The 13,493-nt window shown below is 70.0% G+C and carries 12 protein-coding genes; 5 read left to right on the top strand and 7 right to left on the bottom strand.

Annotation, left to right across the window (positions count from 1 at the left end; translation table 11 throughout):
• Window positions 1-44 precede the first annotated feature (44 nt).
• Window positions 45-1,397 (top strand): ABC transporter substrate-binding protein, encoded by a 1,353-nt coding sequence (locus ACZ6TU_RS31350; protein WP_469552358.1) that lies wholly within the window; start codon window positions 45-47, stop codon window positions 1,395-1,397.
• Between the two features lie 8 nt (window positions 1,398-1,405).
• Here the strand turns inward: ACZ6TU_RS31350 and ACZ6TU_RS31345 are convergent, their stop codons facing one another.
• Together ACZ6TU_RS31345 and acnA are read right to left on the bottom strand one after the other, a co-directional pair.
• Entirely contained in the window at window positions 1,406-2,923 is a 1,518-nt protein-coding gene (locus tag ACZ6TU_RS31345) for a sensor histidine kinase (protein ID WP_469552356.1), read from the bottom strand.
• Between the two features lie 168 nt (window positions 2,924-3,091).
• Window positions 3,092-5,809, bottom strand: a complete 2,718-nt coding sequence (acnA, locus tag ACZ6TU_RS31340; RefSeq protein ID WP_467669189.1) for an aconitate hydratase AcnA — start codon at window positions 5,807-5,809, stop codon at window positions 3,092-3,094.
• Between the two features lie 277 nt (window positions 5,810-6,086).
• Here acnA and ACZ6TU_RS31335 point away from each other — a divergent pair, with 277 nt between their 5' ends.
• Window positions 6,087-6,287, top strand: a complete 201-nt coding sequence (locus tag ACZ6TU_RS31335; RefSeq protein WP_467669187.1) for a DUF4236 domain-containing protein — start codon at window positions 6,087-6,089, stop codon at window positions 6,285-6,287.
• An 83-nt stretch (window positions 6,288-6,370) separates the two neighbouring features.
• Window positions 6,371-7,900 (top strand): helix-turn-helix domain-containing protein, encoded by a 1,530-nt coding sequence (locus ACZ6TU_RS31330; RefSeq protein WP_355719217.1) that lies wholly within the window; start codon window positions 6,371-6,373, stop codon window positions 7,898-7,900.
• A 66-nt stretch (window positions 7,901-7,966) separates the two neighbouring features.
• Here the strand turns inward: ACZ6TU_RS31330 and ACZ6TU_RS31325 are convergent, their stop codons facing one another.
• Together ACZ6TU_RS31325 and ACZ6TU_RS31320 are read right to left on the bottom strand one after the other, a co-directional pair.
• A complete protein-coding gene (locus ACZ6TU_RS31325; RefSeq protein ID WP_467669185.1) occupies window positions 7,967-8,359 on the bottom strand; it encodes a type II toxin-antitoxin system death-on-curing family toxin in 393 nt (130 codons plus the stop codon).
• The gene (locus ACZ6TU_RS31320) at window positions 8,356-8,550 is read right to left on the bottom strand and encodes a ribbon-helix-helix protein, CopG family (RefSeq protein WP_180329038.1); all 195 of its coding nucleotides are present in this window, start codon (window positions 8,548-8,550) and stop codon (window positions 8,356-8,358) included. The genes ACZ6TU_RS31325 and ACZ6TU_RS31320 overlap by 4 nt, the downstream gene beginning before the upstream one ends.
• Before the next feature lie 753 nt (window positions 8,551-9,303).
• On the opposite strand from ACZ6TU_RS31320, the gene ACZ6TU_RS31315 reads away from it, so the two are divergent.
• Window positions 9,304-9,858, top strand: a complete 555-nt coding sequence (locus tag ACZ6TU_RS31315) for a DUF488 domain-containing protein (protein ID WP_467670267.1) — start codon at window positions 9,304-9,306, stop codon at window positions 9,856-9,858.
• Window positions 9,859-9,863: 5 nt separating this feature from the next.
• Here ACZ6TU_RS31315 and ACZ6TU_RS31310 read toward each other — a convergent pair whose 3' ends face one another.
• Window positions 9,864-10,484, bottom strand: a complete 621-nt coding sequence (locus ACZ6TU_RS31310) for a hypothetical protein (RefSeq protein ID WP_469552353.1) — start codon at window positions 10,482-10,484, stop codon at window positions 9,864-9,866.
• 99 nt (window positions 10,485-10,583) lie between these two features.
• The gene (locus ACZ6TU_RS31305) at window positions 10,584-10,748 is read right to left on the bottom strand and encodes a hypothetical protein (RefSeq protein WP_469552351.1); all 165 of its coding nucleotides are present in this window, start codon (window positions 10,746-10,748) and stop codon (window positions 10,584-10,586) included.
• 514 nt (window positions 10,749-11,262) lie between these two features.
• On the opposite strand from ACZ6TU_RS31305, the gene ACZ6TU_RS31300 reads away from it, so the two are divergent.
• Entirely contained in the window at window positions 11,263-12,723 is a 1,461-nt protein-coding gene (locus ACZ6TU_RS31300; protein WP_469552349.1) for a serine/threonine-protein kinase, read from the top strand.
• Here ACZ6TU_RS31300 and ACZ6TU_RS31295 read toward each other — a convergent pair.
• Window positions 12,710-13,408, bottom strand: coding sequence for a class I SAM-dependent methyltransferase (locus ACZ6TU_RS31295; RefSeq protein ID WP_469552347.1), 699 nt, complete (start codon window positions 13,406-13,408; stop codon window positions 12,710-12,712). The two genes, ACZ6TU_RS31300 and ACZ6TU_RS31295, sit on opposite strands and share 14 nt — an antisense overlap.
• Between the last annotated feature and the right edge of the window lie 85 nt (window positions 13,409-13,493).

Below are 13,493 nucleotides of genomic sequence, written 5' to 3'. Positions count from 1 at the left end.
GAAATGCCTAAGAAACGGCAAAAACGGGTAAAGGTCGTAGTGCCATGAATCGCAGCCGCCTCGTCCGGGCGGCCGTGGCCGCCACGGCCGTCGCAGGCCTGGTCCTCGCCGGATGCGGTGACACGGACCCGCCCGGCGGCGAGCAGGCCCAGCTCAGTGTGCTCGCCACGGACGTGCCCCAGGTGCAGACCCTCAAGAAGCTCACCAAGAAGTACTTCACCGCGGAGACCGGCATCACGGTCGACTACACCCTGCTGCCGGAGAACGAGGCGCGGGAGCGGATGAACCGCGAGTTCGCGACCCAGGCCGGCACCTACGACGTAGCGAGCGTCAGCGCGTACGAGGTGCCGATCTACTCCGACAACGGCTGGCTCGCCCCGCTCGACTCCTATGTGAAGGCCGACAAGGACTTCGACCAGGGCGACGTCTTCCCCAATCTGGTGTCCTCGCTGACCGGCGACGACGGCAAGCTCTACGCCGAGCCGTTCTACGGCGAGGGTTCCTTCCTGATGTACCGCAAGGACCTCTTCCGCAAGGACGGGCTGACCATGCCGCCGAACCCGACCTGGGAGCAGGTCGCCGATCTCGCCGCCCAGGTCGACGGCACCGACGGCGCGAGCGGCATCTGCCTGCGCGGCCTGCCCGGCTGGGGCCAGAACCTCGCCCCCATCAACACGGTCGTCAACACCTTCGGCGGCGCCTGGTACGACATGGACTGGACCGCGCGCCTGACCTCACCCGAGTTCAAGAAGGCCGTCGGGTTCTACGTCGACCTGCTCCGCTCCCACGGCCAGCCCGGCGCCGAACGGATGGGCGTGCTGGAGATCCTCGAGAGCTTCGTCGCGGGCAAGTGCGCCATGATGTACGACGCCACGTCGCTGGCCTCGTCGATCGAGGCCGACGGTTCCTCGGTAAAGGGCAAGGTCGGCTACGTCCCGGCCCCGCACGAACGGACCGAGAAGGCCGGCTGGCTGTGGACCTGGGCGTGGGGCATCCAGCAGGCCTCCGACAACAAGGACGCCGCCTGGGAGTTCATCTCCTGGGCCTCCTCCAAGGAGTACCAGGAGCTGGTCGGGCAGGAGGTGGGCTGGACCGCGGCGCCCGCCGGGAACCGCAAGTCGCTCTACGCCAACCCCCGGTACCAGCAGGCGGCCGGCGCCTGGTACCGGCAGGAGTACACGGCGGCGACCGATTCCGCCGACCCGAAGAACCCCGGCGTCGCCCCCCGCCCCTACACCGGCATCGGCTTCCTGGGCATTCCCGAGTTCGCCGTGCTCGGTACGGCGGTCTCCGAGCAGATCGCCGCGGCCATCGCCGGGCAGCAGTCGGTCGACACGGCCCTGGACAAGTCGCAGGACCTCGCTCAGGCAGCGGCGGCGAAGTACCGGGGCGAGTGACCCCGCGGTCACCGCCGCTCGGAAAGCCCCACGGCCTCGGCCGGCAAGGGCGGTTCCCCCTCCGTCTCCTCGGCGGGAGGAAGTTCCACGGTGAACTCGGTGTGCCCCGGTGCGCTGTGCACACGCGCGTGCCCGCCGTGCGCGGACGCGATCGCCTCGACGACGGCCAGGCCGAGACCGGATCCCGCGGCTTCCGGGCCGCTGCGCGAGCGGGAGGCGTCGGCGCGGGTGAAGCGGTCGAAGACGGTGGCGAGGAGATGCGCCGGGACGCCGGGGCCGTCGTCGCGGACCCGGACGATGCGGCGCCCGGTGGTGGACTCCACCGCGGCCACGACCGTGGTGCCGGGCGGGGTATGCGCACGGGCGTTGGCGAGGAGGTTCGCCACGGCCTTGCGCAGGGCCGTTTCGTCGCCGGTGACCAGCGCCGGCGCGTCGAGGCGCAGCGCCAGTCGCCAGGTGTGGTCCGCGTCCGCCGCCCGCGCCTGCCACACGGCCTCGGCGACCAGCGCCGCCAGGTCCACCTCGGCGGACGGCAGAGGGCGGCCCTCGTCGAGCCGGGCCAGCAGCAGGAGGTCCTCGACCAGGACCGTCATGCGTGCCGACTCGGCGGCGACCCGGCGCCAGGCCAGCGTCGGCTCGACCGGGCCGGTACCGCGGGTCATGAGTTCCGCGTATCCGACGATGGACGCCAGCGGTGTACGGAGTTCGTGTCCGGCGTCGGCCAGGAAGCGGCGCATGCGTTCCTCAGCGCGGCGCACCCGCTCCTCGCTCCGGCGGCGTTCGGCATGGGCGGTCTCGGCATGGTCGATCATGCGTTTGAGCGCGGCGCCGACCTGCCCTGCCTCGCTGCCGGGGTCGGTGTCCGTCTCAGGCACCCGGGGCAGCCCGCCGAGCCGGTCACGGCCGAGCGGCGCCCGGGCGACCTCGGCGGCGGTGGCGGCGACCCGGCCGAGGGGACGCAGCTGACGCCGTACGGCCACGGCACAGGCGCAGCCCGCGACGGCGAGCCCGGCCGCTGCGACGACCGCCTCGACCACGGCCAGGCGGTGCGTCATCTCCTGTACGTCGTCCAGGGGCAGTCCGGCGAGGACATGGACCCCGCCCGCGTCCAGGCCCGTGACCCGGTAGGTGCCGAGGCCGGGAACGGTCCGGGTGTGGGGCGTGCCGTCGGGGGCGATGCCGCGCAGGGCGGTGCGCTGGCCGGGGGGCAGGCTCCGCGGTGGGGCGTCCGGGCCGGTCACCGCCCCGGCCGTGACCGCGCCGTGCGCGTCGAGCCGGGCGGCGAGCAGCCCGTCGGGGTGCCCGTTCCCGTCGAGGAACGTCAGGTCCCGGTCGTCGTCCGGCCGCAGCGAGGCCCGGGCCAGACCGTGTTCGGCGGCGTCCATGACCCGGCCGTCCAGACGGTCCAGCAGATACGCCCGCTGGGCGAGGACGCCGGCGAGCGCCATCGCGGCACAGACGGCGGCGAGGGCGGCACCGACGCGGACGAGGAGCCGGGTGCGCAATGACCCAGGGGTGCCAGACATGTACCGATCCTGTCCCGGCCCGCTGGGGGAACCCTGTGTTCAGCCTGAGCGCGGGCGATGACCCGGTGCCGACGGCCCACCCGGCCCTGTGGTCAACGGCGCGGGCCGCGCCCCCGGTCACCCGGGAACGCGGCCCTCGAACTGCCCTGAACTGCCTTGCCGGTCCGCTTACTTGCGGATGAGGCTGCGCAGCACGTACTGCATGATGCCGCCGTTGCGGTAGTAGTCCGCCTCACCGGGGGTGTCGATGCGGACGACCGCGTCGAACTCGACGCCGGTGTCGGTGGTGACCTTCACCGTGCGCGGGGTGGTGCCCTCGTTGAGCTCGGTGACGCCGGAGATGGAGAAGGCCTCCTCACCGGTCAGGCCGAGGGACGCGGCGGACTGGCCCTCCGGGAACTGGAGCGGAAGGACGCCCATGCCGATGAGGTTCGAGCGGTGGATGCGCTCGTACGACTCGGCGATGACGGCCTTGACGCCGAGGAGCGCGGTGCCCTTGGCGGCCCAGTCACGGGACGAGCCGGAGCCGTACTCCTTGCCGGCCAGGACGACCAGCGGGATGCCGGCGGCCTGGTAGTTCTGCGAGGCGTCGTAGATGAAGGAGACCGGGCCGCCGTCCTGCGTGAAGTCGCGGGTGTAGCCGCCCTCGGTGCCCGGCGCGATCTGGTTGCGCAGGCGGATGTTGGCGAACGTACCGCGGATCATGACCTCGTGGTTACCGCGGCGGGAGCCGTAGGAGTTGAAGTCACGACGCTCCACACCGTGCTCGGTGAGGTACTTGCCCGCCGGGGTGTCGGCCTTGATCGCACCGGCCGGGGAGATGTGGTCGGTGGTGACCGAGTCGCCCAGCTTGGCCAGCACGCGGGCGCCCGAGATGTCGGAGACCGGGGTGGTCTCCATCGTCATGCCCTCGAAGTACGGGGGCTTGCGGACGTAGGTCGACTCGGCGTCCCACTCGAAGGTGTTGCCGGTCGGGATCGGCAGCGCCTGCCACTGGGCGTCGCCCGCGAAGACGTCCGAGTAGGACTTGGAGAACATGTCCTCGCCGATGGCGTTGGCGACGACGTCGTTCACCTCGGCCTCGGAGGGCCAGATGTCCTTCAGGAAGACCGGCTTGCCGTCCTGGTCGGTGCCCAGGGCGTCACGGGTGATGTCGACCTTCATGGAGCCGGCGAGCGCGTAGGCCACGACCAGCGGCGGGGACGCCAGGTAGTTCATCTTGACGTCGGGGTTGATACGGCCCTCGAAGTTCCGGTTGCCGGAGAGGACCGAGGTGACCGCGAGGTCGTGGTCGTTGACGGCCTTGGAGACCTCCTCCGGCAGCGGGCCGGAGTTGCCGATGCAGGTGGTGCAGCCGTAGCCGACGAGGTTGAAGCCGACCTTGTCGAGGTACGGGGTCAGGCCCGCCTTGTCGAAGTAGTCGGTGACGACCTTCGAACCCGGGGCGAGGGTGGTCTTGACCCACGGCTTGCGGGACAGGCCCTTCTCGACCGCCTTCTTGGCCACCAGGGCGGCGGCGACCATGACGTACGGGTTGGAGGTGTTGGTGCAGGAGGTGATGGCCGCGACCGTCACGGCTCCGTGGTCGATCTCGTACGTCGAGCCGTCGGGGGCGGTCACGGTGACCGGGTTGGACGGGGCGCCGTTCGGGGCCACGGCCGGGGCGTCGGAGGCCGGGAAGGACTCCTGGCCCGCCTCGTCCACGCTGTCGACGTAGTTGCGGACGTCCTGCTTGAACTGCTCGGCGGCGTTCGCGAGGACGATACGGTCCTGCGGACGCTTCGGGCCTGCGATGGACGGCACGACCGTCGACAGGTCGAGCTCCAGCTTCTCGGAGAAGTCGGGCTCGGCGGCCGGGTCCAGCCAGAGGCCCTGCTCCTTGGCGTACGCCTCGACGAGCGCGAGCTGCTGCTCGGAGCGGCCGGTGAGCTTCAGGTACTTGATGGTCTCGTCGTCGATCGGGAAGATCGCGGCGGTGGAACCGAACTCCGGCGACATGTTGCCGATGGTGGCGCGGTTCGCGAGCGAGGTGGCGGCGACGCCCTCGCCGTAGAACTCGACGAACTTGCCGACGACGCCGTGCTTGCGGAGCATCTCGGTGATGGTCAGCACGAGGTCGGTGGCGGTGGTGCCGGGGGTGAGCTCACCGGTCAGCTTGAAGCCGACGACCCGCGGGATGAGCATGGAGACCGGCTGGCCGAGCATGGCGGCCTCGGCCTCGATGCCGCCGACGCCCCAGCCCAGCACGCCGAGGCCGTTGACCATGGTGGTGTGCGAGTCGGTGCCGACGAGGGTGTCGGGGTAGGCCTGACCGTTCCGCACCATCACGGTCCGGGCCAGGTGCTCGATGTTCACCTGGTGGACGATGCCGGTGCCGGGCGGGACGACCTTGAACTCGTCGAACGCGGTCTGACCCCAGCGCAGGAACTGGTAGCGCTCGCGGTTGCGGCCGTACTCCAGCTCGACGTTCTGCGCGAAGGCCTCGTTGGTGCCGAACTTGTCGGCGATCACGGAGTGGTCGATGACCAGCTCGGCCGGCGCCAGCGGGTTGATCTTCGCCGGGTCGCCGCCCAGCTCCTTCACGGCCTCACGCATGGTCGCGAGGTCCACGACACAGGGAACGCCCGTGAAGTCCTGCATGATCACGCGGGCCGGCGTGAACTGGATCTCCTGCGACGGCTGGGCCTGCGAGTCCCAGCCGCCGAGGGCGCGGATGTGGTCGGCGGTGATGTTCGCGCCGTCCTCGGTGCGGAGGAGGTTCTCCAGCAGCACCTTCAGGCTGTAGGGGAGGCGCGCGGCGCCTTCGACCTTGTCCAGCCGGAAGATCTCGTACGACTCGTCGCCCACCTGCAGCGTGCTGCGGGCGTCGAAGCTGTTCGCCGACACGACAGTCTCCTTCATTGATGTGCGCGTACCACCACGATCCTGCCGCCACGGCCTCTCGACCGATCCGCTAAGGTAAGGCTAAGTTAGGTAAGCCTTACTCTTGGACTCGATGACGGCGTGCGTCTGCGGTGCTCCTCGGCAGATATCTCGATGTCGAGATAACTCTAGTACACCGGGGGCGGTTGGTCATGCCCCGGCGTCCGCCATGCGGTCATGCACACCCCTCTCCGGGGTATTCGAACCGGGTATCCACGCCACGAACGGAGAGGAGACAGGCATGCCACTCACATTCCGCAAGAGTTTCCGGATCCTTCCGGGGGTGCGCCTGAACATCAACAAGCGCTCCTGGTCCATCACGACCGGCGGCGGAAAGAACGGCCCGCGCTACACCCGCAGCAGTACGGGACGTCGTACGACATCGATGGATTTGCCCGGACCTTTCGGGTGGCGACGCACGCAGACCACCCGCCGACACTGAAACCACCAGGGAGGATTGACTTCCCGTCACCCGAACGGCCCCCCGGCCGGGCGCCATCTCATATCTGAGATAACCTCAACCGCATGGCAGACGATTACCTCGTACGCATCGGCAAGCTCATCCGTGACGCCCGGCAACACCGGGGTTGGACGCAGTCGCAGCTGGCGGAGGCACTCGGCACCAGCCAGAGCGCCGTCAACCGGATCGAGCGCGGCAACCAGAACATCAGCCTTGAGATGATCGCGCGTATCGGGGAGGCCCTCGACAGCGAGATCGTGTCGCTCGGCTACGCCGGTCCGATGCACCTGCGGGTGGTCGGCGGCCGCCGGCTCTCCGGCGCCATCGACGTGAAGACGAGCAAGAACGCGTGTGTCGCGCTGCTGTGCGCCTCACTGCTCAACCAGGGGCGCACGGTGCTGCGCCGCGTCGCCCGTATCGAGGAGGTGTACCGCCTCCTCGAAGTGCTGGGCTCCATCGGTGTCCGCACCCGGTGGATCAACGACGGTGTCGACCTGGAGATCGTGCCGTCGGCCGAGCTGGACCTGGCGGCGATCGACGCGGACGCGGCCCGCCGCACCCGCTCCATCATCATGTTCCTCGGTCCGCTGCTGCACCGCATGGACCACTTCAAGCTGCCCTACGCCGGCGGCTGCGACCTCGGTACGCGCACGGTCGAACCGCACATGATCGCGCTGCGCCGGTTCGGCCTGGACATCGCGGCCACCGAGGGCCAGTACCACGCCCAGGTGGACCGCTCCGTCAGCCCCGACCGCCCGATCGTGCTGACCGAACGCGGGGACACGGTCACCGAGAACGCGCTGCTGGCCGCCGCCCGGCACGACGGCATCACCGTCATCCGCAACGCGTCCTCCAACTACATGGTCCAGGACCTGTGCTTCTTCCTGGAGGCTCTCGGCGTCAAGGTCGACGGCATCGGCACCACCACGCTCACCGTGCACGGCGTGCCGACCATCGACGTCGACGTGGACTACTCCCCCTCCGAGGACCCGGTCGAGGCGATGAGCCTGGTCGCGGCGGCCGTCGTCACCGAGTCGGAGCTGACGGTGCGTCGGGTGCCGATCGAGTTCCTGGAGATCGAGCTGGCGGTCCTCGAGGAGATGGGCCTCGACCACGACCGCACGCCCGAGTACTTCGCCGACAACGGCCGCACCCGGCTGGTGGACCTCACCGTCCGGCCCTCCAAGCTGGAGGCGCCGATCGACAAGATCCACCCCATGCCGTTCCCCGGCCTGAACATCGACAACGTCCCGTTCTTCGCGGCCATCGCGGCGGTCGCCCAGGGCAAGACCCTCATCCACGACTGGGTCTACGACAACCGCGCGATCTACCTGACGGACCTGAACCGCCTCGGCGGCCGCCTCCAACTCCTCGACCCGCACCGCGTCCTGGTAGAGGGCCCCACCCGCTGGCGCGCCGCCGAGATGATGTGCCCGCCCGCCCTGCGCCCCGCCGTGGTCGTCCTCCTGGCGATGATGGCGGCCGAGGGCACGTCGGTGCTGCGCAACGTGTATGTCATCAACCGGGGTTACGAGGACCTGGCCGAGCGGCTGAACTCGATCGGGGCGCAGATCGAGACGTTCCGGGACATCTGAGGGGCGGAGGCCGCCGCGCCCCCAGGGCCGCATCTCTCTCCCTCCCCCGCCGCACGACGTCGAACGTCAGGAAACGGGGAACCAGGTCGAGAGGCGCTTGGCGATGACCGGTACATCGACGTTGTCCTGCGCGACTTCCTCGACGAATGGGCCTGCAACGGAGACGGGTGGCGGGACGGTACTGGCGCTGACGCCGTTGAACCGCAGGAAGACACGCATGGCGAGCCAGGCGGTGCGCTTGTTACCGTCGATCAGCGCATGATTGCGGGCAACGGAATGCAGCAGCGCCGCCGCCTTCTCGTGCAGCGTGGGATATAGCTCGGCTCCGAACACGTTCGTCCGGGGTCGCTCGATCGCCGACACCAAAAGTCCCATGTCGCGCACACTGTGCTCGGTACCGTTGACCGTGCGAGCAATGGCCAGGATCTCGTCGATCTGGATGTAGCGCACGTCCGTCACTTCAGGTAGTCCAGAATCTCCGCATCGCTGTCCATCAGCTCGGCCAAGACGTCATCGACCTTCAGCTCGGCCCGGTTCTGGGCGTCGCGGATGGCCTCGATGGCAAGTTCCTGCTTGCTGCGGCCCTCCCGACGAGCCCGCTCGGTGAGCTTCGCGTCAAGGTCCTCGGGGAGTCGGAGTGTCATCGCCATACAGCGATGATACCTGACCGGTATCAAGGTGGCACGGTCGAGCCGCGTTCTCGGCCCCCAAGGAACGTGGGGCCGGGATGGTCACTCGCACCGCCTGCGGCGGTGCAGCAGAGACTTCCGCTTCGAGCGTCATCCAAGCGTCAAGAATCTCCGAACGACCCTCTGAAGACGTCGCCGATGCAGGCACATCGCTCACGAATCCGCAGGTCAGCGAGCTACAAAGATCGATCCGTCCGCTCGAACCGCTGCACGGAGGGAAACAGGTCGAGCAACCCACCCGGACAACAAAAGCGCAGGTCAGAGCCGGACTATCGACTCTCTGTCCCGGGTGCGGGCGCCCAGAGCGTCAAATGAGCGTCATGACCAACAGTCCATCCCTCCTCTTCGGGCGGAAGAGGCCGCCAAGACCAGCTCACCTGCACGAGCCCGCTCCCGCTCACTCTGGACGCAGGAACGCCAGCGCGCTCGTCCTGACCCGCGCCACTTCTCCGACCGGTCAAGACCGAGCTGGTGGACGGCCGCCCCGTCTCCTACTCCTACGACACCCTGGGCCGCCGCACGCGCCGCACCACACTCACCGGTCACGTCACCTCCTACGCCTACGGCGCCGACGGACAACCCCACCGCCTGACCAGCGGCGGTCACCGAATCGACTTCACACACGACGCCGCCGGCCGGGAACTCGCCCGCGTCTTCGGCGACACGATCACCGTGTCCTCGTGTGGGTCCGCGAGAACGGGAAAGTCCGACGGTGTGGACGCGCTTCTGCTGACCTTCGGGCACAGCACCGCCGATCGGGACCGGATCGCCGGTCTGCTGCGTCACGCCGGCGTCACGGCCGTCGTGGATGTGCGGACCGCTCCCGGCAGCCGCCGCGACCCCGATCTGTCGCGGCGGCGGCTCGCCGAGTGGATGCCGGGCTGCGGCATCGCCTACCGGTGGGAACCCGCCCTCGGCGGGTTCCGCACACCTCCCGTGGACAGCCCGGACAGCGTGTGGCGCAACGCCTCCTTCCGGGGCTACGCCGCCCACACCCGCTCCCCCGAGTTCGTCACCGCGATGGACCGGGTGCTGCGCGAGGCCGCGCACGGCCGCACCGCCGTGATGTGCAGCGAGGCGGTCTGGTGGCGTTGCCATCGCCGGCTGATCGCCGACTTCGCGGTCCTCGCGCGCGGCGTACCGGCTCACCACCTCATGCACGACGGGCGCCTCAGCACCCATGCGCCGACGCCCGGCGCACGACTGCGCGACGACGGACTTCTCGTGTACGACGGCTACGACGGCCGCACGGAGCCGGCCCGCGGCTGAGGCGGTCAGTACAGCTTGTTGACCGCCGTGACGGTGGTGGTCTTGAAGTCGGACACCTGGGCGTGCTGGAAGTTGCCCATCTGGCCCCACAGGACGACCGTCACGGTCCTGCCGTCGCGGCCGACCGAGAACAGGCCGATGTCGGAGGAACCCCACGCCGAAGCGGTGTGGAGACCGTAGACGTGGGCGCCCTCCTCGACATTCAGCCGGCCGTAGTACTTCTGCGTCGCCGTGATGTCGGGGTCCTGCTCCATCAGCTTCTTCGCGCAGCCGGCGATGTCCTTGCGCAGCAGCGCCGCGAAGTCCTTGGCCCGCTGTACGTCGCGCTCCACGACCGTGATCTGCTGGGCGCTGGTGTCGTACTCGGTCCCGAACGAGCGGTGGGTGGCGATGGACGGCAGGGCCTCGCCCACGCAGACCGGAAGCGGGTCCGGCTGACCGGCGGTGACCGGACCGCCGTACCAGGGTGAGGTCGGGTGCGGCGGCAGTTCGGCCGGCTCCAGGAACCGGGGTGTGGCGGAAGCCGGTGTGACAGCGGCGGCGGCCGGGACGACGGCTGCCCCGACACCTGCGACGGCGGCCAGCGCGGCCACGGTGGTGCGGATGCCTCGGGTATGGACGTGCATGGTCTCCCCCATGATTTCCCCCATCTTCGAATGCGCGGGCTTCAGCCCTTGCACCCCGTACGACCCGTCACCACCCGCATACGTTGCCCTGCGCGCCTGCTACGGGTTCGTCCCGAATGTCACCGGCCCGCTACAGAGGTCGGGGACGTAGCCGATCAGTACGTCGGCGGGGCCCTGGAGGTGGACCTCGCCGAGGGCGGCGGGGAGGAGCAGGGTGTGAGCGCGGTCCAGGCGGCCGGTCCAGGGGCCGGAGGTGACGGTCACCGGGGCTCCGGCCCAGTCGTCGTTGTTCTTGATGACGCGTACGCCGTCGTCGTCCGCCCCCGCGATGGCGTCATGCCCGTCGGCGAGGTGACGGCCGTGCTCCGGCAGGTCGCCGCTTCAGTGCCTGCCGGCCGAGGATGTGGTGCCGTACCCGGTAGACCTCGGCGAAGGCGCCCCCCCCCAGCCGGTGGTCCGCGACCAGCGCCGAGTTGATCCGCGCCCCTGCCGGAGCAGGGCGCCGCCCGCGCCCGTCGCCGTGTCCTGCGTGCGGTCGAGCACGTGCTCACGCACCTTCCCCACCGGTGAGACCCACCCGCGACGCCGCCGGTCCACTCCGCCCCGTCCGCTCTGCGGCGGCGCGGGACGTCAGGGTGGGAAGCCCCCGTCGGGATCCCGCCGACGATCAGGGCCGTGATCCTCCTCACTCGCGGCCCGGGTCGGCCCGGCCTGGCCCGTTATGGTGACCAGGGCGTATCAAGGCGCCCAAGACGGACAAGGTGGCGGAGGACACACGGTGTCGGACGAGGGGCGACTCGTCGCCGGGCGCTATCGGCTCGCCGAGCGGATCGGCCGGGGTGGTATGGGCACGGTGTGGCGGGCCGACGACGAGCTGCTGGGACGCCAGGTCGCCCTGAAGCAGCTGCACCAGCGGCCGCACCTGTCCGCTGACGAGCTCGGCACGTTGTACGAGCGCATGCGCCGGGAGGCCCGCAGCGCCGCGCGCGTCACGCACCCCAACGTGATCGTCGTGCACGACGTCGTGGAGGACGACGGCCGCCCCTGCGTCGTCATGGAGTACGTCCCCGGTCACACGCTCGGCGACCTCCTCCGGGACGGCAGGACCCTCTCGGAGCACGAGGCGGCCCGCATCGGTCTGGCCATGGTGGGCGCCCTCCGGGCCGCGCACGACGCCGGTGTGCTGCACCGCGACGTCAAGCCCGGCAACGTCCTCCTCGGCGCCGGCGACCGGGTCGTCCTCACGGATTTCGGCATCGCCATGACGGCCGGTTCGTCGACGCTGACCAGGACCGGCGAGATGGTCGGTTCCATCGAGTACATGGCCCCGGAACGCGTCCGTGGCCTCACCCCCGGCCCGGCATCGGACCTGTGGGCCCTCGGCGCGACGCTGTACCAGACCCTGGAGGGCCGCCCCCCGTTCCGCCGGGCAACGGCGATGGAAACGGCGTACGCGATAGCCACGGACCCACTGACCCCACCTCGCCATTCCGGCCCGCTGAGCCCCCTCATAGAGTCCCTGCTGGCCAGGTCCCCGGAGGCCCGCCCCTCCGCGGAGGAAACCGAAGACTCCCTACGGGCAGCGGTCAGCGACCTGAAGGGACGCGGGGCTGTGCCGGCAGGGGGCTCCGCCGCGGGACGCGACCAGCCACCAACACCCCGCACCCGCCGACGCCGCCGCATCACCACGATCGCCGCAGCTCTGACGGCCACCCTCGCCGTGGGCACCACCCTGTACACAACGACCCCGCACCGCACCGACAGACCGGACAGCGACCCAGCCCGGCCCGCCCCCACCACCCCCAAGGGCTACCACCTGGTCCACGAGCCAAAGCTCGGCGTCTCCTTCCCCGTCCCGAACGACTGGACAGCCCGCACCCGCACAGGGGAACAAGTCACCTACACCACCCCCTCCGGCCTCGCCGGCATCACCATCGGCACGGTTGCCCCCGCAGGCCCGACACCCGCCGACCACTTCGCCGAGATAGAGGCGAACACCAAGGTCAACTACCCGACCTACCGCCGGATCCGCATGCAGCGGACGACCTTCCGCGGACAGCCCGCCGCCATATGGGAGTTCACCTTCCAGGGCCGGGCCCGCCCGTTCCGCGCCATCGACCTCGGCTACGGCCGCGAGGGCGGGCGCGAGTACGACATCTACCTCTCGGCGCCCGAGGTGCAGTGGGACACCTACCGCCCCGTCTTCGACCAGGTCAGGAACGGCTTCAGGACAAGCTGAAGAAGATCATGGGGTTGTCCCCGCTGTCCTTGACGGGACGTCCGAGGGCGAGGCGCCGCTTGACGTCGTTCAGCCGGTCGCGGATATCGGGCGCGTGCGCCCGGGACGCCGTGAAGTACCGATTCCCCCGCTCGGCGAGCCAGCGCAGCACCACCGCTCCCTCGGTGAACGGCAGCGCCCGGCGACCGTGGAACACGTCGTGGACGCACACGGGTACGCCGGGCCGCATACGCGGCAGCAACTGCCGGACGTACCAGCGGGCGAAGCGCGCGGAGTGCGCGGCGTCGATGAACAGGAAGTCCGCCGTGTCGGGGATCTTCTCCAGGTTCTGACGCACGTCCCCTTGCGTGAACGTCCAGCGTCCCTCGGCGAGTCGGCCGGGCACCTCGCGCAGCACGTGGTCCACCACGTCGTACGAGTACAGATGGCCCGTGCCGTTGTCGCGCAGGGCGCGCAGGATCCAGGTGGTGGACCAGCCGTGGAACGTGCCGATCTCCACCACCGTCTCCGGCCGGGCCTCGCGCAGCAGCAGATAGGTGATCTCCGCCTCGATGTCGTCGAGTTGAGCCTTCATCGCGTGGGGCGGTGCGAGCAGCGCGCGCTGTTCCTCGCGGACCCGGTCGAGGTCGTCGGCGTAGGTGCGGTAGAGGCTGATGACGTGGTCGATGTCGAGGGTCTGGTGCATGTGAGGGCTCCGTGCGTACCGGTCCGTGGTCAGGGCGGGGTGACGGTAGGGCGCGGGACGCGGGCCGCACATCACACCCGGGTGC

The organism is Streptomyces sp. NPDC052064, assembly GCF_055585925.1.
The sequence above is the reverse complement of the archived record's forward strand: the minus strand, read 5'-3'. Positions and strand labels throughout refer to the sequence as shown.

Excerpts from the sequence above, each read along its gene's own strand:
- ACZ6TU_RS31350 (WP_469552358.1), top strand. The coding sequence starts at position 45 with ATGAATCGCAGCCGCCTCGTCCGGGCGGCCGTGGCCGCCACGGCCGTC.
- ACZ6TU_RS31345 (WP_469552356.1), bottom strand. The coding sequence starts at position 2,923 with ATGTCTGGCACCCCTGGGTCATTGCGCACCCGGCTCCTCGTCCGCGTC.
- ACZ6TU_RS31335 (WP_467669187.1), top strand. The coding sequence starts at position 6,087 with ATGCCACTCACATTCCGCAAGAGTTTCCGGATCCTTCCGGGGGTGCGC.
- ACZ6TU_RS31330 (WP_355719217.1), top strand. The coding sequence starts at position 6,371 with ATGGCAGACGATTACCTCGTACGCATCGGCAAGCTCATCCGTGACGCC.
- ACZ6TU_RS31320 (WP_180329038.1), bottom strand. The coding sequence starts at position 8,550 with ATGGCGATGACACTCCGACTCCCCGAGGACCTTGACGCGAAGCTCACC.
- ACZ6TU_RS31310 (WP_469552353.1), bottom strand. The coding sequence starts at position 10,484 with ATGCACGTCCATACCCGAGGCATCCGCACCACCGTGGCCGCGCTGGCC.
- ACZ6TU_RS31295 (WP_469552347.1), bottom strand. The coding sequence starts at position 13,408 with ATGCACCAGACCCTCGACATCGACCACGTCATCAGCCTCTACCGCACC.